Here is a 24,591-nt window from a genome sequence, read left to right as displayed (position 1 = left end):
TTTTTCTGTCCGAGTGCATGTGATTGTTGGGCATTCTCGCAAAAATGCCGTATTTTCACAGTGACTCTAGTATCGAAAGAGTTCGTTTATCAGGTTCACCCTCAAAGAATCTATCCAGTGCATGAGAAAACGGGCTGTCATTTCCAGCCACTATATTAAATAAGGTCATACTTGAACGGAACTTTAGATAATCTGGATACCCAAATATTTGCTCTGCTGTTAGATCCTGGTGTTCATTGACGGTATTTGTGCAAGCAACAAGCCTTGAGCCAAGCACTGGATGTTGTAAGTACGCAGTCGCCTCAGATGCACTTTGAATGGCGTAGTACTCCGATGTTGAACTATGCCCAAGGCATTTAATTTGTGGAAACATGTACCACATCCAATGCCCCCGCTTTTGCCCCCGCCTAAGTTCCTGCAATACTCCCTCAATATTTTCTCCCTGGGCTGAAAGAAATCTTTGCAAATTATATTTATCTTCCATATCCATATTTTCTTTATTAAGTAAAAAGGCCAGTAGCAGCCTTCAATATGCGCTTTGAAGTGTTTATAGATATTACCGGTTTTTCTCTAGTGCTAGCTCGATACACTACTACATAGTATTTTTTAATATGATGGCCAGATAATTTGAAAACACCATCGCATATAGCTAACAAAAGTGAAAAAAGCCCCACCTCTTTACGCAAGCCACCGTGCCCCGTACCCATAATAGGAATACACACTGACTCATGACTCAATTCTATGGTCTGCCGCAACTTTCTGAATCTCTTTAACAGCTTCAAAGATATGCGACATTTCTGCCCGCAAACCTTCTCCAGAGCGCTTAGTAGTAACAGAAATAAACAATACAGGTTGCTGTGAATGCAGAGACTCTTTTAGAAAGACACCAAATCTGACTCCATAGCTACCTTGCATCACGCCAGGTTCTTTCTCAATTTTTCGTGACTTAACGGAGATGAGCTCCTCCTGTATGAGTCGCTGAATTTCACTGGCTTGATTCGGAAAAACAGACTGAACGTATGCACCAAGTGAGCTATTTGAATCATTAATACACTCATCATCAAAATATTCATTAGCAGGAAGCACAACCATGCTCTTTGGGATATCCTTGGCCACTTCTTGAATCCTGCCAAAAGCGATGTTTATTTGACTGTGACCATAGTTTGCCTGTAAGTAACCGTCATTCATACGAACTGAAGCCGATTTAAACCAACCCAACGTTAAGCGATCTTGAGCATAGAAAAACAACGAAAAACCAACTAGCGCGCCCCCAAATATGAGCACAATCCAAATAATTGGATTACGAGGTTCGACCTAAAATTTAGATATATCTTCAACATCAAAAATTGAAATGATAGCAAGAACTATCCCTAATACCAGGAGCACTACAAGATAGCTTTGTTTTTCTAGTAATTTAAACATAATGACTTTACTTCAAGTGAATACCATCCTGCATTCATTGCCTTACCTTAACTGCCCAACGACTCGCTTCACCGGCAAAGTAAAGTGAAGGAGCAAAGCGACGTAGCTTCATTTTGTCCGAGCGCAAGCGTTTGTTAGCTGATAACTTGAGCCTCCTGTACTTATAATTCGTTTATAATATCCATCAACGTTGCCATGCAAGATTCATAGTTATTCTTAATGTTTCTTCTTTCAATATCTGCCCGTAATGTTTGAATATCGGCTTCAATTAACTCAATTCGCAATTTAGTTTGCGGCGACGCCTTGTCTTTGGCCTTTGCTAGGCTCTTTTTCGCCTGGTTGAGATATAAAATTTCATCATTATCTTTCCACGCCTCATGACTTTGTTCTACCTGCTCCTTTAATAGATTTATTTTTGTATTTAAATCGTTAATTTCTTTCTGTATCGGCTTTTTAGCGACCTGATCGGCCTTATCCAAGTATTTAAGCACGCTATCTAGTTCTTGTGCAGAATCTTTAACATTGTGACTAACAAGTAGATCGTGTTCCGCAGTATATAGGTGCATTTTTGCATCAAGAAGATGTTTAAGAGTTTTTTCGGAAGTTGCTAATTCAACATAACCATGAATTAGTTGATCTATCTCTCGCCCAATTATTGCAGTAGACTGATGCCAAAAACGAGTTAAAGTATTTTCATTTTCCGCCGAGGATTGCTTTAGTTGTTTTTTAAATGCATCTATTTTTACAGCCAATTGACGGGATGATTCTCGGGACTTTTCAGTCTTGCTAGTTTGTGATGCCTTATTTAGCCATTCAATGGCGACTTCCAAATCATGCTTGGCATCATCAAAGTCTCCATTATTGTATCTATCAATAGCACTTTTTAGCTTCATCCGTACTACTTCAAGGCCATTTATACCACTATTGGATCGAGTATTTTCTTCAACCTTAGCCGACACCTTGTCATTATCTGTTTCGACTGAAATTGCAGGAATAGAAGTAATAATTAGAACAGTCGATATTGTTACCAATATCATGGACTTATAGACTATTTTGGCCATCTCTATTTTCCTCTAAGTTACAAATAATCAGCTAACGCTTGTGCTCAGCCGCCCCTTGAGGCGCGCAGCGCTTTAAGGGGGCGGCTGGAGCACTTTGTTGGGCAATTCTATGGCTGACATTAGCTCTGTGGGTGATGATGTCACCAAATTTGCTCCAGCCTCAATTGCTACATCTTTGTAACGATAAACAGGCTTTCTGCTACGGCCAAAGAAAACTATCATTGGTGTAGAAAGCTTTCTTTCTCTAACTGCCTTAATTAGCTCCATTCCCGCTTCATGGTGCACCTTTCCAAACTCAACCCTGTGCATATCAGTAATTATTAAGTCAAATTTTGATACTGAAAGACGCGAAATTGCATCGTCTGTAGTTTTCTCTTGAATTACAGACACATCTTTGTTGTTCAGTTGCTCAATAATCTGAATATGATTCTCAGGGTGATCATCAACCCACAATACTGAACTAATTATATTTTTAGAATTTTCGACTATCACTTTCTCAGTGAGAATACGCTCTGTTTTTGGTAAATTATTTATCCGATCTTCTATTGCAATAATTTTGTCTTGCAGGTCTCCAATTAGACCTCTTTGTTGTTGATTGTAGTCGTCAATTGAAATTTCCAAATCCCCAACCTTGAGAGTCGATTTTCTCCAAGCCCACGACTTGATGACCGAACTAATAGGCTCTCGCGCAAACCATGCAACCGACATAGCTAGTATTGGCCACATCAACGATGCAAGGGCTTCAATCAACTTTGCTGTGTTTTCCATATTCTTTACTATGCCCAACGACCAGCATCAGCGGCGCGTTTTTTGCGTCCGCTGAATGCGCTTGTTATGTGCCTGCTCATAGTGTATTACCATTATTCGAACTTTAAGAATAAGCCAAGATAGTTTTTATGAATACCGCTTTTCCATGGCTTACCAAAAAGGCGAAAACCAAATTTTTCTAGTATTTTTACCATAGCAGGATTTGCGGAGATCTCGGTACTTGCCATAAGGTTACCATTGCCGTAGCTATCTATAAGCATGCGTGTGACATTTGTAGCGATGCCTTTACCTGAATAATCTGGATTAACATATAAATACCCTAGCTCCCACTCAAAAGCATTACTTAGTTCTGGCACTGATGCTTTTTCATTAGAAAAATCAGATTTCGTTTTTATCTTAATAGCTCCGATACCTGCTATATCTTCATTAATTTTTGCTATACAGATAATCTTGCATCTATCTGCTTTTATAGATAAGTCGCCTTTTACTTTTCCTTGTTTTTTTAAGTGCCTCTGCAAAAATAGTTCGAGTTTGGTCGCTTAACTCCTCTTTTCTGATAATGTTATATTCAATTTTGATACTCATTTTATTGCCAGAACATCCAATAGTGGTAAATCAACTTTTTGCACATAACAGAGAGATAGGCCGCGGCAGTCTATTACAGATAGCACTACCACGCTCTATTGCGTAATAAACTGCCAGGCAGCCATCACGGTAGCAGGTTTGATCCCTCACACAAAACAAACAGGCTCTTGGTCTATCTCTATCTCTTGTGTCACTGGCTGATAGCTGCCGTGGATGCCGAGATACCAATACGTCATGTTGGGGGCTACCCAAACAGCCGGGCTGCTGGCCTGCGCGGCTACGTGTGGGCCTATCTTTATCTCGGTGTATTCGATATCGGCGCCCGCCGAAGGGTACACCCCCCGCTTGCTGATCAGGCTGGCAATCTGCCCAGACGTTAGCGCAAACCCAAACTCAGCAACCATACCCTTTGGGTCGTCACCGGGATGCTGCACGTCGCTAGAATCATAATAGATATCGGAGCTGGTTTCGTCACGCAAAACAGTGCCGCCAAGCGTCACGCGCTGGGTAACCGAATATGCGGTGCTGACGATATAGGGATCATTCCACGTTGTCCCCGAGCAGGTAAACGTGAGGCTGTCTGTCTGCAGTGATGACACAGAATTAACGCGGTCAGGAGCGGATGCTATGTGCACACCGCCAGCGTCGATTCTATAGCTGTCAGTCGTCACGCTCGTTGCCGCTTCAATCTCCTGCATCACACCTGATGAACTAACGCAGCCTGGAGGCAGCGTGCCAGGGCAATCGCTTCCAAAATTCTCAACTCGCTGGCCGCTTCCAGTATGGGTGCGATCAAAAGTTGTTGTGCGTTCGTGCCGGATTGTCTCGGCTATTTCAACTTCTGAATCTGTGCTATCAAAGACAATTCGCAGGACGTTGCGCGTTTCTGTGCCGTATCCATGGCTCAGCGTGTGCGTTGTCGTTGTGCCTGGCCACACCCAATCACCTGTCGCTTGATATGTCGCCTCAGAGCCAGAGCACGGCGGTGAGCAACAATCTGTAACCTCATCCGTGAGTGTCGGCAGCCCCGCGGCATTTAGGCGTGTCTCGTCAACGCTGATGGTGGATTGATAGCCTAACGTCTGCGTAACAGATAGGGCCGCGCTGTCCTTATACAGCGCCACGGATGCCGATATACCAGCCCCAAGCGGGAGCTGGTCATCATCAATGTTGCCAGCACCGGAGATCGTCAGAGCGTATACCCCCATGAGCTGCGCAACGTTTGGGTAATTGCCGCTTTTGTCCGGGTAATAATCGCCGCTGAACGCGCCGCTATACAGGTGGCACAACACCCGGCTGCCGGTGCTGTTTGCCTCGGTCGCCAGATAGTTCGGCACGCTAAGAGTAATCACAGGCCACTGGGTCCACGGCGGGTCAACAGGCTGCGGCAGCTGCGCATAATCAATGAGCGTCAGATCGACGAATTCTCGGCTGAGCGGAAACCTGCCGAGCAGGCCAATCAGCCGCACCAGAAAAGTCACGCCGGTATCAGTGGCGTAGAACGACACCAAGACGCGCCACGGCACCCCGTTTGTGTCGATATAGATGTTACCGACATCCTGCCCACCCAAGCGCCGCCGCCCACCGCACAGCAACGCATGGTCGCGCCATTCCCAGCCGTGCCTTTCATCTCGCGCAATCTCTGGATCAGAGCGAGCAGGTATTGTGTGCCCCGGAATTTTTAAGAGCGTGACGTTGCCGCCGCCAGCTTCATACAAATTATCAATGGTGACTCCAGGCGGCTGCTCATAATTGATTTCCTGCCCGTTCGGTAGCATCAGCTTCCCGCCGCGCACAAGCCCATGGAACGGGAAACCACATCTAGCCATAGGGATTGGCTTTATTGATCACGACCTCTGCCCCATCTGCGTCGGTATATTTTTCGGTCTGTGGTACCAGATCATCGAAGATAAAAAGCCCATCGCTGCTGGTGATTGGCTGATCGAAAAAAACGCGTGTGTTTGGCTGCTCAGTCAGCGGCGACGCGATACCACCGCCAGTGCCGCCGGCCTTCTCCGCCACGCCCACACCAACCCCAGCTGGGATCTGCGGTCGCTCCAGTGGGCTCCCGAGCCGCTCAGCGTGGCTCTTGTTGCGCCATCTGCCATAGCGGCTGGTGAGGCTATTCAGGCGATCCTGTAGGGCCCGAGAGCGGTTTGGCTTCGGCTTAGCCATCAGATCGCAGACTGCAGCAGGTCAGGCACCACAATTTTTATATCTGTATATGTGCCAAATGGGTGCGCGCCCTGATCTACGCGCAGGTAGATGGGGACAGCGACGCCGCCAGTCACGGATACGCCGATATCAAGCGCGGCACCTGGGGTGTTTGTACCAAGGCCGGCTGAGTCAGCAGACAAAACGCACTCCGCGGGCTCGTGGATCTCGTCGATGCACTCATACGTGATGCCGTCCTGGGCCACTGTCGCGCCGATGGTCGTCGGCCAGGCCGGCTCTGTAACGGCGGTGCCTGAGCCCTGCGCCTGGTATTTGTAGCCGTTGCCAACGGTGGGCTTCATGATCTGATTTGCAGCCACCGCGCCGGCTGCCCAATCTGCGACGTTGCTGGCGACTGTGACCTGGAGCTGAGCGGTTCCTGGGTCCGTGCTGTTTTCGGCTTTGACTGATGCGGACTGAGCCCCGAAATAGACGACAAAATCATTTGCCGCACTGCTCCCGTCAACCAGCTGCTGGCTAGAGATCTGAGTCAACACCCCTGCCAAACCCGCGTCAGCCCAAAATTTAAAATCGATAGCCATGCTGGCCTCCTACGTGATTGATAGTTGATCGACGCGGACAGCGACATTGAGCGTCTGCTCCTGCATCGCCTGCTTCGCCTGGCGCGCCTCATCCTCGATCTCAGGCGTTGGCACGCGGAACTGCACTGGGTAAACCACAGAGCCTGGGGCCTCTGGATCAAACCAGTCTGTGCGGTTGCTGTCGTACTGGTAATTCGTCACGAACCCCGCCCGATCATCACTGAACGGCGGCGCTCCCTGGGTGCCACCGATGTGCATCCCGGCATTGCCCGCGGTCAGTACGGCTGGACCCTGGTTTGCTGCAGGGTCTGCCTCGGTGTCTGGTGCTGGCGGTGCCTGCGGCAGATCGTCGTTATTCGCCCCCGTTCCGCCCGTGCGGCTCAGCGCGATAGTGATATCAGTAACCGCCTCACCAGTGCCGATATCGCCGCTGTGGACAACCTGAAACACCTTCCCCTTTGCTGTCAGCCCGGGTGTTGATATCTCGCCTGTTTGATGCCGATCAATCTGCGCCGACAGGGGCACCTGCCAGCTGACGTAATTATGCCGGTGGCTGGCGGCGATGCTCGCCCGCGCACGCGCCTGCAGGGTCTCTAGGGCCGACTCCAGCGCGGCGCGTCCATCTGCCTCGCCCGTCACTGCGTCTTTTGACCAGTCCCCATTTGGCGCCGCCGTCGCACCGACAGACAGCCCGGTGAAGCGACTATCCTGCTCCCAGGTGTCGGTATCAGCCTCGGCCTCCAGGCTGCCGCTCAGCTCCGCTCCAATCGTGCCGTTTTGCGACACGCTGCGGTCGGATCTGACTGTGATGCTGTATGTCTCGGTGATCGTTTGCGCCCAGCGCTTCGACAGCTTGATATAAGCGCCCTGGCACAGCAGCGCGAGATCTGGATCAGCAACAGCCACGGTGCCGTAAAATGTGTTCTGGAGACTGATTCCCCAGCCGATTTGCGAGGCCGCACCGCCCTTGTAGCAGGTAAAAAACTGTGGCGGGGGGAGATCAACGTAGCCGACAGATTGCACCGCCCACCCGGTTGCCTCGGCGGCTGATTTGATCATTGCCCGAGTCGGCAGGACGAATGGATTGTAGAGATACTCGCAGCCAATTGGCGGATTCATCTGCCAGTTGTATTGATAATCTCGTTGCCGAAGACGTTGAAAGCGGAAATCAAAATTGATCGTCACTTGGTTGACCAATGCACGGCCATCAGCCAGCTCTAGCTGTCGCGTGCCGTCGATGTGGTCAGCCGAGGCGTGGGAAAAATCTGCGGTTGCCTTTGGCACCCAGTCAGTCAGCCTGCCGGTGCCTGATACGTCCAGATCATAAGCGGCCTGCTGTGTCGATAACCGATCCTGAGCCTGCTGCCAGCCGTCTGCCGTCTCATCAAAAATCACTGGCGAATAGTACCCACCAACAGTCGCCTCCACCCCAGCAGCATCCATGCGCTCAAATCGCTCCTGTAGCTGGTCTGTACAGCTGAGCGTGAGCAGCCGCGTGTTGGGGTCATACTCCGGAACATCGACGATCCCGGCAAACAGCAGAGCAGACCAGCGCGGCACCCCGGCGGCGTCAACCGACGCATAGTGCAACGTGATGTTGCGCCGCACCCAGTCCAGCGGGTCAATGGGGCCGGCCGGCGGAACCACAGTGATCTGCGCGACGCGAGCCGCGCCTTCTTCGGCATCCACGCTCCAGCTGCCGGTGAGATTGGCGCTGATGTCCACGCCATCAACAACTGCAAACAGCCTCCACAGGCTGACAGCAGCATCCTCGACGCTCGCCTGCTGCAGATAGAGCGTGGGGGCTGCCTCGACAATACTGGCCTGCTGAAGCCGCAGCGTTGCCGGGCCTGTGTTCTGCACACTGTTCTGTTCCAGCAGCAGGTCTGCCTCACCCACCTCGGCGCTGATTTGCTGCAGCGGGAGATAGGCGGCGCCGGTCTGTCCGGTTGATATCTGCTCCAGCAACAGCGTAGCGATGCCCGGCTCTGCGCTGACCTGCTCCAGCAGCAGAACGCCGGAACCAGCCTCAGCGCTGATCTGCTCCAGCAGCAGGACAGCCTCACCCTCGTTCAGCCCACCGTTACCGGCAGCCGAGTTGAGTGAGTGAGCGTTAAGCGGGGCCTGGTTGAGCATTATGGCGGCGTGATGTCGATGTTTTGGGCGACAACCTCACCGCTCCAAAACAGGTCAGAATCTAGGCGATAAAATCGAAAAATATCCCGGCGATACGCACCAGAAGAGACTGTCGGCGCAACACCACCTGCCCAAGCCACACCTTCGGGGTAAGCAGACGCGGAAAATGTGATTGTGTGGCCGCCCGTGGCGTCCTGATCAACCAGAAACAGCACCTCGATTAAATGGTTGCTGCCTCCCATTGCTGTCTGTAGCGATATTTCTGCATTTTTGTCGGCATTAAACGCAATGACCGCCTCAGATTCATCGATATTGATGTACGGCCAGGCGTCCGCTGGCGTGTAATGCGTGACACGGCGCGGGAACGTGACCAGCTGCCCCATGCCGTGCTGCGTCAACCGCGCCTCAATCGTCGTGCCGATCGGCCAGGTTTGCTCTGTGCCGCCAACTGCACGAGTAATCCAGATCCTGTCTGTGCTCGTGGCTGCGGTCAGCTGCACCACTTCAAAATTCCCGGCGCCATCATCAAGCGTCAGGTCAATGAGGCCCGGGGCGGCCGCGGTGATTGCCGCGCTAATCGCAGCATGATCTGCCGGATCGATGTAGCCATTGCCGACGCCTGACGCCAGCTCAGCGGTCAGCGTGGAAGACCACTGGTCAACAAAGCCGATCTGTGTTCTTACCGCCATAAAACTGCCTCCTCAATCAAAATCCACTCACACCTGCAGCAGCGACACTTGCCACTGGGTCTCACTCGCCCGCAGGTCATCGCTGGTCTGCACCCCGCCCTCGATCAAGACCTGGAATTCAGGGAACCAGAGCACCTGGTAGAGGGTGGCGTTGGGGACTGGCGTCAACGCAGCCAGGTCACCCGTCATCGCCACCGCTGTGGGCTGCCACCGACTCTCCACATAGGCCCGCCCCCAAGGGGTGTAACCGTCATCACTGCGCCTGGCGGCGGGGATCAACACAGAGGTGGCCTGGCTGATGGTGGCGCGCTCTGCCCCACACTGGAGCAACAGCGGCACCGAGGCGTCCAGACCATCCAACCCTGGGGGGATAGCGCCTCGGCCACTGATTACGCTACGCACCTTGCCCTGGGTGCCAGCAAAGGTCTGTTTCTGATGAGAACCATCCCCCATCAGGTGGATGGTCTCCCGGGCAATCGGCTCGTAGGTCTGCTGCATATCAAGCGATGCGAGCAGGGGGATCTCAATGCCGGCCAGGACGGCGGTGCGGATCATAGGCGGCTCCCTCGTTTCAAGGCGCTGAGGCTAAGGCGCCGTTCCAGTTGATCGGCGGTGTCGTTATCTGCTGATACGGCATAGCGGTCGCCATTCAGCACCAAGGTGATAGGCCTGCCACTGGCCGCTTGTGGTGTCGGGAAATTAATGGATGGCTGAGGCGCCGAAATCAGCCCGCCGTCGACATAGCGTGGGATCTGCATCTGGTTGAGGCGATCGAAAAAGCCTGATCCATAATGGCGCACCGCGGATTCCCGCATCATGTACTCACCGTTGGAGCCCCACATCAGAATGCTGTCGCTGGTGCCGCTGCCAGGGCCGCGCAACAGGCCGCCGCCAGCCTTGCCTGGGAGGTTCTCCAGGGCCTTGTCGATCAGCTTGGCATTACCGGTATTTGGCTTGCGCAAGATCACCGGCAGCTCCAGTGGATTGTTGTTGAACTCCTCCTGCAGGCTGGCTCGCAGGAACTCAGCATTCAGTGCGGCCTGTTCCTGGTCGAAGCTCACCTGCAGGCTCTTCAGCCGCTCCGCATCGGCTAACAGGCTGGTGATCTGCCCCTTTGTCTGCTCAAACGCTGCCTGCTGTCCATCTACCAGACCGGCCGAGGCCTCCTTCCCGATCAGAGTGGCCTGGTTAAGGAAATACTTCAGGATGGCCTCGCTCTCTTTGCCACCCGCCTTCACTTTGTTGATCAGGTCAAGTGCGGTCTTGGCCTCTTGCACCGCCTGCTGATTATCGCCCTTATCAAGCGCTGCGCGGGCCGTGCGCATCTGCGCCATCACATCCTTGAGTCCAAGATCAGCCTCTGGTGCGCCGGTGGTCTTGAATGTCGTGGCGGCGGACGCAGCAAATGCGTCAAATTCCGCTGCAGCCTGTTTGGCCGCGAGCAACGCCTCCTTCTGCCGGCCGAACAGTGTGATCTGCGCCTGCAATTTCTCCTTAACCAGATCCATCTGAGTGGCCAGTTGCTGTTGCTGGGCCTTTGTCGATCCTGTGCTTTCTACGCCCGCACTTAGCACTCTGTTGTATGCCGACTCTGACTCTTGCACTGCCTTTGTCAGCTCGCGTTGACGTTTCTTCAGCCGCGCCAGCTCAGCCCCGAGCTGATCCATCTCGGCTGTTGTGTTGACTGGATCCATGCCGAGCAATTGCGTCGATTTTGCTGCTATCTCAGTGTCAACCGTACTCAAATCATCGCGCAGTTGTGTCAACTCACTGCGGGCGCTCTTAATTGCCGCCTGGCTCTCTTGGGACATCGATGCGAGGCGCTTCTGCTCCTGCATATCCGCCATCTCTTTATTCACGGCATCCAGGTCAGACTTTAGCCCCGCCAGCTGGCGACGGAGTGACTCGGTCGGCTGGTTCTTGCTCGACCACTCAATGCCATTAATCTGCTCTTCCAGCTCCAGGCGGCGCTCCAGCAGCAGGTTGAATCGGTTCAGGCCGGTCGGGCTGATATATTCGCCGGCATTGTCCATGCCGCGTGCAATGGACTGCATCTGCTCGGCTAGAAAGCTGGTAAATCCCGTAGCCTGATCGAGTTGAGAGAGAAAGTTGCCGAAGCTGGTTGAGAGCATCTGCGATGCGCGGTCCAAGGAGAGCGGCATCTCTTTGAACTGGTCGGCGATCTCCAGGGCCTGTTTCAGCAGGGCGTTGAAAACATCCTTGCTCAGCAGCTTGCCTTCAAGTACCGCGGCCCGCATTTGGCCCACCGTCATGCCCATTCCCTTGGCGATCCGGTTGGCTACCTCGGGAATATTCTCCAGCAGGCTGTTCATTTCCTCGGCGCGGACAACCCCGGCTGCCATCGCCTGGCCAAACTGCAGTAGGCCGGCCGACATGGCGCCCTGACTGGCGCCAGAGATGATGCCCAGCTGCTGCACCGCCTCGGTTACCTTCAGAATATCGGTATTGGCCGCCCCGAGTTCTTTGGATGAGCGGGCCAGGCTCTGAAACACGCTGACCGTATCCGCCATCGCCGACCCATTGCGCTGGGTGATGGCGTAGATCTCCTTGGAGACCTCCGCGTAGTCGCCGCTCTCACGGGTAGCGGCCTTGATGCGCTGCTGCAGCACATTGAACTCGTCCGCCAGCTTCAACCCCTGAATCAGGGTAGCGACAGAAAAGTAGGCCGCAGCCCCTGCCGCTAAGGCTCTGAAAGAGCCGCCCAGCGCCTGATTGCCACGGCTGGACTTGGATGCGCTCCTGCCCTCCTTCTCCACGGCAGCCGCCATGCGGCGCATGTCCGCCACCGCCTTTTCAATATCCGCTTTGACCCGGATCAGAAACTCTTTGTCTGCAGCTGGCATCGGTGCCCCTAAACGCAAAAAGCCCGGCACCGCTGCTGCGGTTGCCGGGCTTTTCGCTTTGATTGCGTTATGCCTTTATTTGGCTTAATTATGGGTTAAATCAATTGGTTACACAACGCAGCGTGGCCCACTGTGAATGCATTAACCAACTAAGGCATGGTCCGATAAGGGAAACCCCCCTTTTGCCGTGGTGCTCAAAGTGGCCCGCGCCCTTGCTCTGGAGATGCACATCACGCCGGCGACTTGGCCAATGGGCCTGCGCTCAATCACGTAGTGCCTTGATCAACCGATCCCCCTCCTTCGACAAGGCCGCCCGGATATCCACGATCCGACCGGCCCTGTCTGCCGCCTCCTGCCGCTCTGCCTGCCTGAAGTAAAGTTCCAGCTGCCGCCGGGTGTAGTGCGGCAGCTGCTCCCGCTGATGGCCGTGGCGGATCAGTTTGGCGAAGACGCCACCCCAGCCTGAGCGTTCGCCCTTTGCCTGGCTACCAGCGGGGCAGCCAGGCGGCGGACGAAAAAACCGCTGTTGACCCTCCACCAGGTCATCATCAGTGTGTGGCCGTCATCATCGGAGAGCGTTTCAATCCACTCCTGTGGCTTGCCGGTGCTGATGCTCAGCAGTTCGACCAATAGGCCTGGCATGGAGCCGAACACCGCCTCGAGAGCTGCAAAGTCGAACGCCTCAGGAGCTGTCTCTTCCAGGAAGAGATCAGCCAGGCCGGCCATCAACGACTGGGCCATGGCAGCGACCTTCAGACCATCCAGGAACCGGTACTCCCGCACGGTGACCGGCTCGCCATTGAGGATCAGATCCGCATCCGGGAAGAGGGTTTCCAGATCCTCAGCCATCAGTCTTCAAATTCCCAGCCATAGAGCTGATCGCCCACCGGGCGCAAGTCATCCATCAGCATCTTGGCCTTGACCGAAAGCGACATCTCCTGGTCACCCTGGATCAGGGAGAGGAATGCCGGATCGATGGTGATGCGGTAGACGGTGCAACGACCTCGCTTGTCGTTATTGGCGGTATTGATGCCGGGAAAGGTCATCATGAACTCGGTGTTGCTGGGGTTGGCCGAGAGATGTTTCTGCGCAGCAAAGTCGTAACCGATGGTGATCGCCGCGCCGTCGCCGATGTTGCCGGTGGAGAGGATCTCGACCATGCCCTCATCCGCATGGGTAATGAAATCAGTACCCTCGGCAGAGCCCGAGATCGCCACGTTCGAGACCTTCACGTTGGCCAGCTTGATCAGTTTGTCATGGTAGGCAGTGTGGGACTCGGCGGAGACGTTGCCAGCTGACTTGACGGTCAGGTCTGCCTGCAGCGCCTGGGCAAGATGGGTTGGCTTGGCCGACTTGAAGTTGATGGTGATGTCGGTCGACTGCTCGGTGATAAAGCTAGCGGCGGTATTGCGTTGGCCGGTGACGTTCTCCTTGATGTCCTGACGTGAGACCGAGGGGGAGCCCTCAACGGATTCCACATCGCCGACGAAGCTGAACCCCAGCGGCTGGCCGGTGGCGTCCCGTGCGGCCAGAAAGAGCGGCCCCTGGCCGCGCCAATAGATCGAGTCAAATTGTTCGCTCATGATAGTTGCCTCATTGTGTTGCGGCCGCAGGCGGCCTGATATTGATAAACGCCACCACCCAGCCGTAGGGGTGTTCCAATTGGCGGGAGAGCTGCAGGCTTTCGAGCGACAGGCTCATGCCCTGTACCCCACCACGCACGAAAGCCTTGATCTGCTCCGCCAGGTCGATCTCGGCCTGCTGCAGCTCGGCGCTGGTCTGGGCCTCTTCTACCTGCAGGTGACAGGACAGGATCAGCTGCAGGGTGCCCTCTCTGGCGGCCATGCCTCGAGCGGCGTTGTAGTGGCCCTCGTCGCTGGCCACCAGGTTGACCACGCCCTGCAACAGCTCTGGCTGGCTGCGTGTCTCGTATGGGATGAATCCACGCTCCACCAATCGGCCCGGCAGGGCGGCCTCCAGCACTGGCTGGATGGCATTCAGCCGGTCGTCGATACGCTCCAGCGCTTTTGCTCCCATCATTGGCCCATCTCCTTCAGCGCGGCATTGATGGCGCGGTTGATGCGCCGCTCCGCCTTGGCCTTGTTGCTTTGCAGGGCAGGCTTCAGATAGGGCTGGGCAGGGGTGCCACGCAGGGCAATGCTTCTGGCCATCACAAAGGCCAGATCCTGCTGATCCATCGTCGGGTCACGCGGCTCGATGTGCTTCGCGTGGATCCAATCGAGCATGGTGCGGTCGCTCGGCCAGCCGCCGGGGCCGGTGCCTTCTTCCACCATCTGCGCATAATCCACCCCGGCCACCACCTCGCCGGTGAGTGGGTCGACCATGCGTTGAATGATGGAGTGGGTCAGGGTGCTGTAAGCTTTGGGTGCGTTGCGACGGGCATCCCGGGCGATCTCCATCACGCTGCGCAGCACGGCCTGCTGCACGTGCTTTTTTAGCAGCTCAGGGCCCTGGCTGAGCGCCTGCATCAGCCCCTTGTTGTGGATCTCCAGCGCCAGGGTGGTCATGCTGCCATTCTCTCAAACAGATCCAGCAGGTCCTGCGCCAGGGCCGCGGGCGAGCCGTTCTTCGGCATGCCGCCCATGGCGGCCTTGCCCAACATCACCGGCTTGGTCACCCCTTGGTTGGCCAGGGCCTGCAGGGCCGCTGCCGTGGCGCGGGTGAGCAGCAGCTCTCTCGACTCCTCCGGCACGGTGGTATCTGCTGCCTGTATCCCAATGGCGTAGCGTGCGCTGTAGCGGTATGAGTAGGCCGAACTCAGCTTGAGAATCTGTGCCCCGGTGGGAGCCGGGGTCAGTGTCAGCTTGCGCACACCACCGTGGGTGACCATGCCCAGGCTCGGCAGGCGGCCTGGCCATAGCTCTTCCCAGGGCTTGCGGTTCTTGAGCGCATCCAGGCCCCAATAAGAGGCCAGGGGTCGGATCAGATCGGCCGGTGCAGCATAGAGCCACTGGTCGGCCACCAACACCAGCTCACCCAGCAGCGACAGCGGCCGCACCCGGCTCAGGTCGTGGGCTGCCGCTTCCAGAAAGCGCTCCAGGTCCAGCTCTTTGAACTTGTCTGCCGACTCCATCAGGAGTGCGGTCAGGTCGTGCCTCAGTGCCGCTCTGCTCATATCGCCCATGTCACACCGCCATCAGGTTTTTCACTGCGTACTCTGTCCGATCATTGATGGTGCCGTCGCTAAAGCTGGCCTTGACCGTAACCAGACGCCACTCCTCCCGGTTGGTCTGATCGATGATCCGGTTCATCGTTGAAGTCAGCTCCAGTTCGACCGACTCGCCCATCGGGGAGAGCGGTGTATCGGGCTGGACCTCTGTTCCGGTGGAGAGGCAGTCGATACGGTAGACCGCACTGGAGGGTGCCGCCGGCTGGCCATCCCGATCGGTGAACGCGATGGTCAACCAGGCAGGTGAGCCCTCATTGACTGCTGTGACGGTGACACCCATCGTGGTCCCCGATCAGCTAAAGGTGATCTGCAGTTCCAGGGTCCAGGTGCCGGTGGCCTTGGTCCCCAGATCCTGCACCTTGCGGTTCAGATTCACGCCGGTGCCGTCGGCCGCGTTGGAGAGGCTGACCTCGGCCCAGGCGTGATTGCCTTCGGCATCCGCGAACACAGAGCGCCAGGTCAGCGTCTGACCGCTGCGCTGAGGATAGGTCGCCTCCATCGCCTTGTAGGTCTTGTTAGTGCCTTGCAAATCGGTCTGGGTGGCCGCCTCAGCGGCGTTGCTGTCACCGACACCAAGGCGGGCATTGGCGTTGTCCCAGGAGGTGCCGCCGGCGCCAATCATCAGATCCTCCAGCAGCTGAATGCCTTCGTTGAGCAGCAGGTTGCCTTGAATCTCGACGGTCTCATAGGGCTCGCCACCAGCCTCGTAGACGCCAGATGCATATTTCTCGACCTTCCACTTGCGGTGGATCTGGCCGCGGTCATCAATGTGAGTGGGATCATTCATGGGGCGTATCCTCATTAGTGCAGGGTGAAGGTCATCGATCGAGCCTTCAGGGTGAAACGGATGGTGGTGATGCGGGTCTGGCCGGGAATATGGCTCACCACCAGATCGGTGGCACCGACGGACTCGAGCAGCGCCAGCATCGCCTGCAGGGTGGTGTCGTCGGTGCCCGCGCCCGCATCAGCCACAGGCAGATCGACAGAGAGGGTGAGCGCATCGATTGCGGTCGCGGCGTCGCTGACCAGCTTCAGAATCGACTGCAGGGTGCTCACTGCCTCGAGGGCGGTGCCTGTGTCCTGGATCGGGAGCGAGGCATCGGCAGATGCCGCATCAGCCCCGGTGGCGCTGTCGGGCAGCGACAAGGCGATCGACAGAAAGAGGCCATCCACCGCGCTGCCGATATCACTGACGCTCTTCAGAACGGACTGCAGGGTGGTGAGCAGTTCGGAAACTGAGCCGGTGTCCTGCGCCTGGTGAAAGGTGGAGGCATCAACTGCGTCAGAGCCGCTCCCGGTATCGGGCAGCGTGAGAGAGACCGAAAGGCCCATGTTTTCGACCGCTGAGCCGAGGTCAGTGACTGTTTTCTGCAGGGCCTGCAGGGTGGTGATCACCTCTGTGGCGCTAGCCAACTCCTGGAGAGAGAGTGCGACCGCAACAGTCGGCGTGTCGGTTGCGGTGCCGGCCTCCGTCGACTGCAGCAGTGCCGAGGTGCTGACAGCCTCAGCGCCAGTGCCGATATCAGCGACGGTTTTCAGGATGTCTGTCAGGGCCAGCAGGGTATCGATGGCAGAACCGGCATCTGTGACATTCAGGGCAGCTGTCAGTAGTGGCTGATCTGCTGCGGCACCGGAATCCAGCACTATGAGATTGGTCGCCAGTGTGACGGCATCACTACCGCTGCCGGTGTCGGCCACCAACTTCATCGCTGCAGTCAGTACGGAGAGCAGTTCAGAGCTGAGACCAACCTCTCCGACCGCGAGGGTAACAGCCAGGCCGGTGGCCTCTGCACCTGCCGCGGCATCCTGGAGCGTCAGCAGACCAGACAACCCGGCTGACTCCAGCGAACTGCTAACTTCGGCCAGCTGCATCAATGCCGATGGCTGCGTGCTGTCAGCGCCCGCACCGACATCTGCGATGGCATAGGTAGTCGATGGGCCTGCGAACGCATCCAACCCTGCCCCGGCATCTGTCAGCGCCAGGGAAACGGCAGGTAGGGCGACGCTGTCGAGGGCGGTGCCAGAATCTGAAACCGACTTTGTGGTGCCGCCGGCGCTGGGCACGGTCTCGCAGCCGATAAAATAATCACCGGCGCCACGTGCGACTCCATTGATGTCGTCAGTGACCGAGAAATTTGTATTTGCAGAAGCCGCACCAACGTTGAGCACCGACTGTGCTGCCACAGTCATTGTCATATCGCCAGCTGTGTTTAATGCAGGAGCAACAAAAGGATTGACTGTTAATGTGATATTACCAGTACCTACAGCGGTACCATCATCACTGGCGATGTAATTAGTTGTCAGGCCGGATTGAACGCCAGTAACGTCTTGAGTGACCCGCCAGAAGGCATTATTGGCGTAATCGTAACCGCTGCCAGTAGCCTCGAATACTGATGGGTTTTGGGCACCCCAGATGGAGTTGCAATAGGCCCACATGAACGAGGCGCTGTTAGCTAGATTGAATACCTCGTCAGAGGCACTCGACCCGTTTGTGGTAATAGCGTTGTTCCAGACGCGTATCCGTACATCTGCGGCGCCAATGCGGAACACATCATCAGCACTGCCAACTAACACATAGTTGGCTTCAAAGTCGAGTTTGGCGAGGTTTGCACCACCCGCATTTATCGGGTTTGCAATACGGCCTGACACGTTATAGAGGCGGAGCCATTTGAAGTGGATCTGCCCCTCAAACCCAGTGCCGGTTACTATTAGATCGCCAGCAGATGATTTCGAGATGGCGAACTTGGCAGCATCGTACTTAGGCCCATAAGGAGCTTGAGCCCGGAACCGGATGATGCCGCCATTAGCACAATGGGTTGTGCCGAACGACAGCTGTGTAACAGAGTCTGTATAGACACTGGTGCCGGTGTAAACAAACTCCAGCACCTCCCCAGAGGCGACTGGGGCCGCCAGACTGTCCAGGGCCTCGTTCGCATCGGCCCATGCGGTGGCCTCAGTTAGCCCATCATTGAGCGGGTCACCGATTGTCCGCGACGGATCAATGTATTGGATAGCCATTACACGGCTCCCGGCCAGATCAGGAGATTCTCAGACAGGTGCCTATCTGTCACGGGGGTCAGAGTCACCATATCAATGAGGGCCTGCTTAGCCTCAAGCCATGACACAGTCACCCGATTATCAGATGCCAGCGCAGCCACCACTCCGGGCCGGGCCTGATCTGCTAATTCTGGGGAGAATACAAAACGATCGGATCTTATCTCTGACGACTGGACCCATTCGCCTTCTGCGTTGTAGTAACCACTGACAAGAGGCCGAACGAACTGCCCATTAAGTCTGTCGATTGGGTCCCGCTGCATCTCAACAGAAACCAGTTCACCACCAACCGGCACCGTTATCAGGTACGGCTCTGGCCCGATGGGAATATCGGTGATCGTCACAAACCGCCAAATACTATTTTCACCAGGGGCGTGGCCCATCACTGGGAAGACTTTGCGAACGGCCCCTGCTGAAAATCGGCAATTATTCGGGTTGAGAGGATCGCCTATGACCACACTCTTCTGAGCAATGGCGAACGTTGCGTCTGTCATTTGCCGACCTTCGATGACAGCAGCCTCTCGAACAACGGCATCAGGTTTTTGATTGCCCGCTCGCCGAATAGGAAGCCCAGCACGAGCAGATTGATAATCCAGAATGCGCCAGCCAGGTCGACCACTTGATCACCGGCATCCATTTGCCCAAGTTTCCAGGCACCTGAGAAAACCTGCAGGTCCATATAGAGCACACCGAATCCCCAAGCGACACGTTGTGACCCACGCAGGAATAGCATCAGCGGTCCAACAACCGGCACCGACTTCAGATCCGAGGCCGTGCCCTCAAGCTGAGCGATCCTGTCTGTCAATGCTTGGGTAGCTTCCAGCAGATACTTTTCAGCCCGCTCTTTCTCTCTTTCTTCAACCGCCCTGATCTGCAGTTTGATTTTTGCCTTTTCAGCATCACTCATATCAGGTGGAAAATACCGCTCAGCGATTTTGAGCCCCTTTTCCATCACGTTGCCGACGATACTGCCGACATCCAGATCGAGAATCCCGGCCATCAGTACCCCACCCCTTTTTTATCGAGATAGTCGTGCGGGTTGAGGAACTGGCCGCGCTCGCTTTTTACCTCGAAATGGAAGTGGTCGGTGATGCCCGGATAGATATTGATCAGCCCCTGGGTGACGCCGATCAGCTCACGCCGGCGCACGACATCGCCAACCTCAACGAGCGGCGACACATAGAAGTAGCGGGACCGCATGCCATCGCCATCCTGCACCTCGACATAGCGCAGCTTCCCCTTGATCGGGTGCCGTGGGTCATAGGGGTAGCCGATCTTAGTGACGATCCCGGCACTGACGCTGTAAACCTCGGAACCTGCATAGCAGGCGATATCGAGCCCACGGTGGAAACGTGAGCCGCGCGGCGCCATGTAGGCGCCACTACCCTGCTTATCTGATCCTCGAATGGGGGCGCCAATCAGAATCACGACGACCTCGAAAAATCCGGACCGACACGCGGCGCATAGAAGTCACGCTGGAACCTCTCCATGCGCTGCTCGAGCTTTTGCACGTCAGAACGTAGCCCCTCGATCTGCTCACCCATCACCTGCTGCGTGGCCCACATCACGCCCCCACCGGTCAGTGCCGCGATGATGATGGCCTCGGTGATGCGTGCGACTGACAGCCGTTGCGTCTGTCCTGTACTCAGGATGAAGGGGAGCATCCCGTGCCAATCAATCTCTGGAAGTGCCATGTTTTCCCTGTTTATTCCCGTGGCCATCGTCAGTTTCGACGCCCTGACAACTACTCAGCCTGGTTCGGATGTTGTTCATTCGCCGCGCTGTCACTTGCGCTATCGGCGTCACCACCCGCAGTCGCTTGCGCGGATTCAAACTCGGCATTTGCACGGCGCAGATCCTCTTCACTGAAGGCCTTAACCAGGGTCACTCGGGTATTGCCGTTGCGCTCGGCCTCTTTCAGCCCCTCATAGTCCTCATCAGAGAGCGCTGGTAGGTGGGCCACAATCTCAGGGACAGTGCGTTCCAGGAGAGCAAGCACGGGGTCTTCTGGTAACAGCACGGACTCGGCTTCTTGCTGGGGGCGCAGATGCGGCGGCACCAGCCGCTCTTCAATCAGCCGGGTTTCACCGGGGAATACAGTCAGGTTGCCGACCGGTAATGGGTTCTTGCCTGGGTTGTGAATGGGGATTTCCATCATCTTGCACTCTGTTCGGTTTTTAAAAGGCCCCTCCCCGCAGGGAGGGGAATCCACCAAGGGAGGATGGAGGATCGGTTACCGCACCACTCGGGTGGTTGCGCTGTAGAGCACCATGGATGTGTGCGCACGCTGCAGCGGCTCTGGCGTTTTCACCACGATGAACTGATCGCCGTAGGCCTGCTTTTCACCGGTGAACAGACCCTGGGCATTGCGCTCGTTCTCGAGTTCACCCATCGACCAGGGCTTGACCATGCGCAGGCGGGTGGTGCCGCGCTGGCCCATCACCAAGCGCTGATCACCCAGGCTGATGCCTGGGGCTGAGGTGCGGAAGCCGGCCACGTCCTTGATCCGGCCCAGATCACCGTTGGAGGCCAGGTCGGTACCGGGTTTGGCAAAATTGGCGCCGAAGGTCTCCGCCTGCTCGATCTGGGTCATGACGTTGCCGGACATGGCGGCAAAGTTGCACTGGTAGAAGCGGTCGTCCTGGATGACGTTCTTGCGCAGGCCGAAACGGAAGAGGAAGTCGTCCCATTTGGCCTTCTGGGTCAGGCTGCCCAGGTCGGTGTCGAACTTGTAGACGTTGGTGGAGTAGCTATAGGAGACGATGCAGGCCAGACCGTTCGCCGGGGCGATGATGGCGCCGACCTCATCCACAAAGCTGATCTCGCCATGATTGTAGTTCATCACGTAGTAGATGCCAGCAACCTGGGTGCCTGAGCCGTCGTATTCTTCACGCGCCACGCTATCGTAGGTGACAGTGATCGGGTTGAGGGTGGACCCCACCTGATTGCCCTGCAGATCAAACGCTTTGCGCGGTCGAACCACGGGAAACTGAGCAAGAGGGAAGATGGTTTTTGCGCCATCAAAGCCGCCAGCGATATTTTCGCTGCTGACGGTGGCTGCCGCGTACTCATCAGCGGCATTCAGCAACTCATTGTGCAGCAGCATGTCGGTGTCTTCCGCGATGATGCGGGAGGCGTTGTTGCGATTCTCGGAGACCGCATCCCAATTGATGCGACCAGCCTGCATCAGGTAGCGCAGCTCGTCGGAGACCAGGAAGGAAAGCTTCTGTGGAATCGGCCGGGCCTCGCAGGTGGTCTGCTTGACGCCAGCCCGCTGGATGCCCTGCCCCTCATAGCGGCGCACTGCATCAGCACCGGCTCCCGTGGTGTCACGATAGCTGTAGGGGATCTCGATCACTGCACCAAAGGGGGCGGTGCCCACATCCACCAGCAGGGTGCCGCGCAGCTGGTAGAGAGCCTCGCGGATGACGGTGCGCTCGAAAGCAGCAGGCAGCACCACGTCTGAGACGTTGCCATCACCGGCAGCCAACCGCACCGACTCGTCATGCAGGCGCCGGGCATTCTGCCGATCGAACTCGGCCAGCACCTGCTCGGCCAGGGCCTTGTTCTCTTCCTGCAGCGTGCCGTCGGTGGCGGCGTAGCGACGGGAATCAGGCAGTTTGGTGATGCCAAGTCGCTGATCGGCATGTTCCTGGAGCTGTTTGATCGCGTTGGAGTCGCCGCCCTGAATGTGCACAGAACCACCAACACCGGGTGGTTCCCAACCCAGGCCAGCCAGCTTTGACGCGGCGCTCATCTGGTTACCTAGGCGGATCTGATTATCGGCCAGAGCCTTGATCTGAGGCTCGCTCATCTCGGCGGTGATCAGATCCTCGACGCCTTCGCAGAGCTGCTTTTTCAAGCCGTCGGTAAATCCGTCCTGGGTGTTGATAGCATCGGTGAAGCGCTTAACGTTGGCGGTGCGCAGCTCTTCGCTCTCCGCCAACTTGCGGGCCTCTTCCGCCTGCTGATCGGCCATCAGCTTCAGCACCTCATCCTTCGAGAGCCCGCCGGCGCCCGGCATGCCGGACAGCGCCTGCTGCAGGCCGGAGAAATCCAGCTTGATGGCGGCGCCATCAGTGCCATTGTCTGCCAGCTGGGTGCTGAGCTGCTCGCCCATACCGCTGAATGCGCTCAGCAGGATCTTGGCCTGGGCCTCGTCAGTGATGCCATTTAGGGCGCCCTCGAACTGGCCGGAGATGGTGGCCACAACGGGCTCGGCCAGTTTGAATTTCGCCAGCTGCGCCTGCAGCTGCTTGATGAGTTCTTTCCACATGGTGGTTACCTCGTCGCTCAGTTTCTGGATGATTCGGGGAGATACGCTGATAGGCCTTCCGTCTTCCTCCCCATCCAGGGAGAGCTGCAGCCGTTTCGGGTCGATGGGATCGAGAAATTTCACCCGGGGCCGGGTGGTGAGGGCAGCGCCTTGCAGCAAGGCGCCATGCTTCTTGCTCGACTCAGGATCTTTGTAGTTTTCGTGGTACTCGGCGGAGAAGTAGCGGTAGCCTTTCTTGGTTACCGATTCCACGCCGAAGTCTGTCCACTCGATCCGGCCACGCAGTTTGCCGTTTTCAACGGCCAGCTCACGAATGAAGCCACCGGCGCCGTTACTGGGGTTGTGTGCGATATCCACCGCGATGTCTTGACCGTAGACGTTGGCCTGAAAGTTCCGCACCATCTGCAGCAACATGCCTTTGGTGATCTCGACCTCCCCATAATAGGAATCATCGAACTTCACCACTCGGGTAATGGTCTCCCAGGATTCACTTTGGCCTTCGGCCAGGGAAACCTCACCAGAGAGCAGCAGGACTGACCCATCCGGGCCATCAGCAGAGAGGCGAATGATTCGAGCTTTGTCCATTCAGTGACCCCAGAAACGCAAAAAGCCGACCGCCCCATCCCCGAAGGGTGGAACGGTCGGCTTTTCGCTGGAAAGCGTTACGCCTTTATATTTTCAATACTAATTCTTGCAGAATCGCAATATAAGTCAAGGGGTTATGCGTCAACTCAGGTGACTACCGAACGCATTCTTACCCCTGATTTCATGTACACTTTATTGAACATGTTGACTGCCGATGCCATACTTGTCCCATAACCTGTACAGAAGAGCACTTCAAATGCGCATCGTCACATTCACAGAAGCCAGAAACAGCCTTAAATCCGTGTTAGATCAGGTGATTGACGACGCCGACTGCACAATCATCACGCGCCGGGATACCGAAGATGCGGTTGTTATGTCGCTAGAGTATTACAACGGGCTGATGGAGACGGTCCATCTGCTCAGGTCGCCAGCCAATGCGGCTCACTTGGAGAAGTCGATCGAGCAGTTTCGCCAGGGTAAGACGGTGACTCGAGAACTCGTCGATGAGTAGGCATCTCGCCTGGACCGAGGAGGCCTGGGCGGATTATGTCTACTGGCAGGGGCAGGACAGGAAGACCCTCAAGCGGGTGAACAAACTGATCACTGATGTGCTGCGGACCCCGTTTGAGGGGATCGGTAAGCCGGAAGCGCTGAAGCAGAACTTATCGGGTTTCTGGTCTCGGCGAATTGATGATACCAACCGCTTGGTTTATGCAGTAACAGATTCGCATGTCACTGTTATTTCGTGCCGGTATCACTATCAGTAGATTCTCTCAAAACCCTTCTCACTAAACCCATTCATTCGCTTATTTCCGACCAGTATTACAGGCACACCTTTTGCGCCCATTTTTTCATACTGCCGCTTGGCCTTAGCGTTTTTCTCAATATCGTATTCAGTGAATGATATACCTTTTCTCCTGAAGTACTTTTTCGCCTTCTTGCAATAGGCACACCAGCTCGTCGAATACATGACCACTTTCTTGCCAGTATTGAATATTGACCTATCGTAACTGACAGCCTCGTAGGTATTGATTTTTAGCTTTATTTTCTTTGCTTCCAGATGCCTCGGCTTCTTATCAGAGAAGTGGACCTTCCCATTCTCATCCGTCCATTTGAATATTTCCGCTGTTGCATGGCCGGCAATCAATAAACAAAGTGCCAGTACAGCCAGTATTTTCAACATCACATTCTGCATAAAAATTCCT

Annotated in this window: 29 protein-coding genes; 2 read left to right on the top strand and 27 right to left on the bottom strand. The window is 55.7% G+C overall.

Annotation, left to right across the window (positions count from 1 at the left end; all coding sequences use genetic code 11):
* Positions 1-55 precede the first annotated feature (55 nt).
* From L0Y14_RS05875 to L0Y14_RS05750, 26 genes are all read right to left on the bottom strand, one after another.
* Positions 56-484 (bottom strand): DUF1810 domain-containing protein, encoded by a 429-nt coding sequence (locus tag L0Y14_RS05875; RefSeq protein ID WP_083825127.1) that lies wholly within the window; start codon positions 482-484, stop codon positions 56-58.
* Positions 485-726: 242 nt separating this feature from the next.
* A complete protein-coding gene (locus L0Y14_RS05870) occupies positions 727-1,188 on the bottom strand; it encodes a hypothetical protein (RefSeq protein WP_040818948.1) in 462 nt (153 codons plus the stop codon).
* Between the two features lie 395 nt (positions 1,189-1,583).
* On the bottom strand, positions 1,584-2,483 hold the full coding sequence (locus tag L0Y14_RS05865; RefSeq protein ID WP_040818951.1) for a hypothetical protein: 900 nt from the start codon (positions 2,481-2,483) through the stop codon (positions 1,584-1,586).
* Positions 2,484-2,555: 72 nt separating this feature from the next.
* On the bottom strand, positions 2,556-3,251 hold the full coding sequence (locus tag L0Y14_RS05860) for a response regulator (RefSeq protein WP_138921758.1): 696 nt from the start codon (positions 3,249-3,251) through the stop codon (positions 2,556-2,558).
* A 92-nt stretch (positions 3,252-3,343) separates the two neighbouring features.
* The gene (locus L0Y14_RS05855) at positions 3,344-3,769 is read right to left on the bottom strand and encodes a GNAT family N-acetyltransferase (protein ID WP_040818956.1); all 426 of its coding nucleotides are present in this window, start codon (positions 3,767-3,769) and stop codon (positions 3,344-3,346) included.
* A gap of 213 nt (positions 3,770-3,982) precedes the next feature.
* Positions 3,983-5,665 carry a hypothetical protein gene (locus L0Y14_RS05850; protein ID WP_040818959.1) on the bottom strand — a complete coding sequence of 561 codons (1,683 nt, stop codon included), beginning with the start codon at positions 5,663-5,665 and terminating at the stop codon, positions 3,983-3,985.
* Positions 5,658-6,011, bottom strand: coding sequence for a hypothetical protein (locus tag L0Y14_RS05845; protein WP_006474136.1), 354 nt, complete (start codon positions 6,009-6,011; stop codon positions 5,658-5,660). The genes L0Y14_RS05850 and L0Y14_RS05845 overlap by 8 nt, the downstream gene beginning before the upstream one ends.
* Entirely contained in the window at positions 6,011-6,592 is a 582-nt protein-coding gene (locus tag L0Y14_RS05840) for a hypothetical protein (protein ID WP_040818961.1), read from the bottom strand. Before L0Y14_RS05840 ends, L0Y14_RS05845 begins: the two co-directional genes overlap by 1 nt.
* 9 nt (positions 6,593-6,601) lie before the next feature.
* Positions 6,602-8,728, bottom strand: coding sequence for a hypothetical protein (locus L0Y14_RS05835; RefSeq protein ID WP_006474138.1), 2,127 nt, complete (start codon positions 8,726-8,728; stop codon positions 6,602-6,604).
* Positions 8,728-9,417 (bottom strand): hypothetical protein, encoded by a 690-nt coding sequence (locus L0Y14_RS05830; RefSeq protein ID WP_039960551.1) that lies wholly within the window; start codon positions 9,415-9,417, stop codon positions 8,728-8,730. Before L0Y14_RS05830 ends, L0Y14_RS05835 begins: the two co-directional genes overlap by 1 nt.
* A gap of 27 nt (positions 9,418-9,444) precedes the next feature.
* Entirely contained in the window at positions 9,445-9,972 is a 528-nt protein-coding gene (locus L0Y14_RS05825) for a hypothetical protein (protein ID WP_005965808.1), read from the bottom strand.
* A complete protein-coding gene (locus L0Y14_RS05820) occupies positions 9,969-12,281 on the bottom strand; it encodes a tape measure protein (RefSeq protein WP_251859272.1) in 2,313 nt (770 codons plus the stop codon). The genes L0Y14_RS05825 and L0Y14_RS05820 overlap by 4 nt, the downstream gene beginning before the upstream one ends.
* Positions 12,282-12,716: 435 nt before the next feature.
* The gene (locus L0Y14_RS05815; protein WP_005965815.1) at positions 12,717-13,130 is read right to left on the bottom strand and encodes a DUF6631 family protein; all 414 of its coding nucleotides are present in this window, start codon (positions 13,128-13,130) and stop codon (positions 12,717-12,719) included.
* Positions 13,130-13,864: a phage tail tube protein gene (locus L0Y14_RS05810; protein ID WP_006474141.1), complete on the bottom strand. Its 735-nt coding sequence runs from the start codon at positions 13,862-13,864 to the stop codon at positions 13,130-13,132. The genes L0Y14_RS05815 and L0Y14_RS05810 overlap by 1 nt, the downstream gene beginning before the upstream one ends.
* A 10-nt stretch (positions 13,865-13,874) precedes the next feature.
* A complete protein-coding gene (locus tag L0Y14_RS05805; RefSeq protein WP_006474142.1) occupies positions 13,875-14,321 on the bottom strand; it encodes a hypothetical protein in 447 nt (148 codons plus the stop codon).
* Positions 14,318-14,809, bottom strand: coding sequence for an HK97-gp10 family putative phage morphogenesis protein (locus tag L0Y14_RS05800; RefSeq protein WP_006474143.1), 492 nt, complete (start codon positions 14,807-14,809; stop codon positions 14,318-14,320). Before L0Y14_RS05800 ends, L0Y14_RS05805 begins: the two co-directional genes overlap by 4 nt.
* Positions 14,806-15,426 (bottom strand): hypothetical protein, encoded by a 621-nt coding sequence (locus tag L0Y14_RS05795; protein WP_006474144.1) that lies wholly within the window; start codon positions 15,424-15,426, stop codon positions 14,806-14,808. The genes L0Y14_RS05800 and L0Y14_RS05795 overlap by 4 nt, the downstream gene beginning before the upstream one ends.
* Before the next feature lies 1 nt (position 15,427).
* Entirely contained in the window at positions 15,428-15,751 is a 324-nt protein-coding gene (locus L0Y14_RS05790; protein ID WP_006474145.1) for a hypothetical protein, read from the bottom strand.
* 12 nt (positions 15,752-15,763) lie between these two features.
* Positions 15,764-16,258, bottom strand: coding sequence for a hypothetical protein (locus L0Y14_RS05785; protein ID WP_006474146.1), 495 nt, complete (start codon positions 16,256-16,258; stop codon positions 15,764-15,766).
* Positions 16,259-16,272: 14 nt separating this feature from the next.
* On the bottom strand, positions 16,273-18,489 hold the full coding sequence (locus L0Y14_RS05780; protein WP_040818966.1) for a hypothetical protein: 2,217 nt from the start codon (positions 18,487-18,489) through the stop codon (positions 16,273-16,275).
* On the bottom strand, positions 18,489-19,019 hold the full coding sequence (locus tag L0Y14_RS05775; protein ID WP_040818969.1) for a hypothetical protein: 531 nt from the start codon (positions 19,017-19,019) through the stop codon (positions 18,489-18,491). Before L0Y14_RS05775 ends, L0Y14_RS05780 begins: the two co-directional genes overlap by 1 nt.
* Positions 19,016-19,525 (bottom strand): hypothetical protein, encoded by a 510-nt coding sequence (locus L0Y14_RS05770; RefSeq protein WP_006474148.1) that lies wholly within the window; start codon positions 19,523-19,525, stop codon positions 19,016-19,018. Before L0Y14_RS05770 ends, L0Y14_RS05775 begins: the two co-directional genes overlap by 4 nt.
* Positions 19,525-19,953 (bottom strand): M23 family metallopeptidase, encoded by a 429-nt coding sequence (locus L0Y14_RS05765; RefSeq protein WP_138921761.1) that lies wholly within the window; start codon positions 19,951-19,953, stop codon positions 19,525-19,527. The genes L0Y14_RS05770 and L0Y14_RS05765 overlap by 1 nt, the downstream gene beginning before the upstream one ends.
* Positions 19,950-20,219, bottom strand: coding sequence for a hypothetical protein (locus tag L0Y14_RS05760; protein ID WP_040818971.1), 270 nt, complete (start codon positions 20,217-20,219; stop codon positions 19,950-19,952). The genes L0Y14_RS05765 and L0Y14_RS05760 overlap by 4 nt, the downstream gene beginning before the upstream one ends.
* Positions 20,220-20,269: 50 nt before the next feature.
* Entirely contained in the window at positions 20,270-20,683 is a 414-nt protein-coding gene (locus tag L0Y14_RS05755; RefSeq protein WP_006474151.1) for a hypothetical protein, read from the bottom strand.
* Positions 20,684-20,758: 75 nt separating this feature from the next.
* Positions 20,759-23,386 carry a phage protease gene (locus L0Y14_RS05750; protein ID WP_040818974.1) on the bottom strand — a complete coding sequence of 876 codons (2,628 nt, stop codon included), beginning with the start codon at positions 23,384-23,386 and terminating at the stop codon, positions 20,759-20,761.
* A gap of 256 nt (positions 23,387-23,642) precedes the next feature.
* On the opposite strand from L0Y14_RS05750, the gene L0Y14_RS05745 reads away from it, so the two are divergent.
* Positions 23,643-23,897, top strand: coding sequence for a type II toxin-antitoxin system Phd/YefM family antitoxin (locus tag L0Y14_RS05745; RefSeq protein ID WP_006474153.1), 255 nt, complete (start codon positions 23,643-23,645; stop codon positions 23,895-23,897).
* The gene (locus L0Y14_RS05740) at positions 23,890-24,153 is read left to right on the top strand and encodes a Txe/YoeB family addiction module toxin (protein ID WP_010086693.1); all 264 of its coding nucleotides are present in this window, start codon (positions 23,890-23,892) and stop codon (positions 24,151-24,153) included. The genes L0Y14_RS05745 and L0Y14_RS05740 overlap by 8 nt, the downstream gene beginning before the upstream one ends.
* On the opposite strand, the gene L0Y14_RS05735 is transcribed toward L0Y14_RS05740, so the two are convergent.
* Positions 24,147-24,569 carry a glutaredoxin family protein gene (locus L0Y14_RS05735; RefSeq protein WP_050799347.1) on the bottom strand — a complete coding sequence of 141 codons (423 nt, stop codon included), beginning with the start codon at positions 24,567-24,569 and terminating at the stop codon, positions 24,147-24,149. The two genes, L0Y14_RS05740 and L0Y14_RS05735, sit on opposite strands and share 7 nt — an antisense overlap.
* Positions 24,570-24,591 lie beyond the last annotated feature (22 nt).

Origin of the sequence: Candidatus Endoriftia persephonae (assembly GCF_023733635.1) — a bacterium.
Lineage (GTDB): Bacteria > Pseudomonadota > Gammaproteobacteria > Chromatiales > Chromatiaceae > Endoriftia > Endoriftia persephonae.
This window is presented reverse-complemented; position numbering and strand designations above follow the sequence as displayed.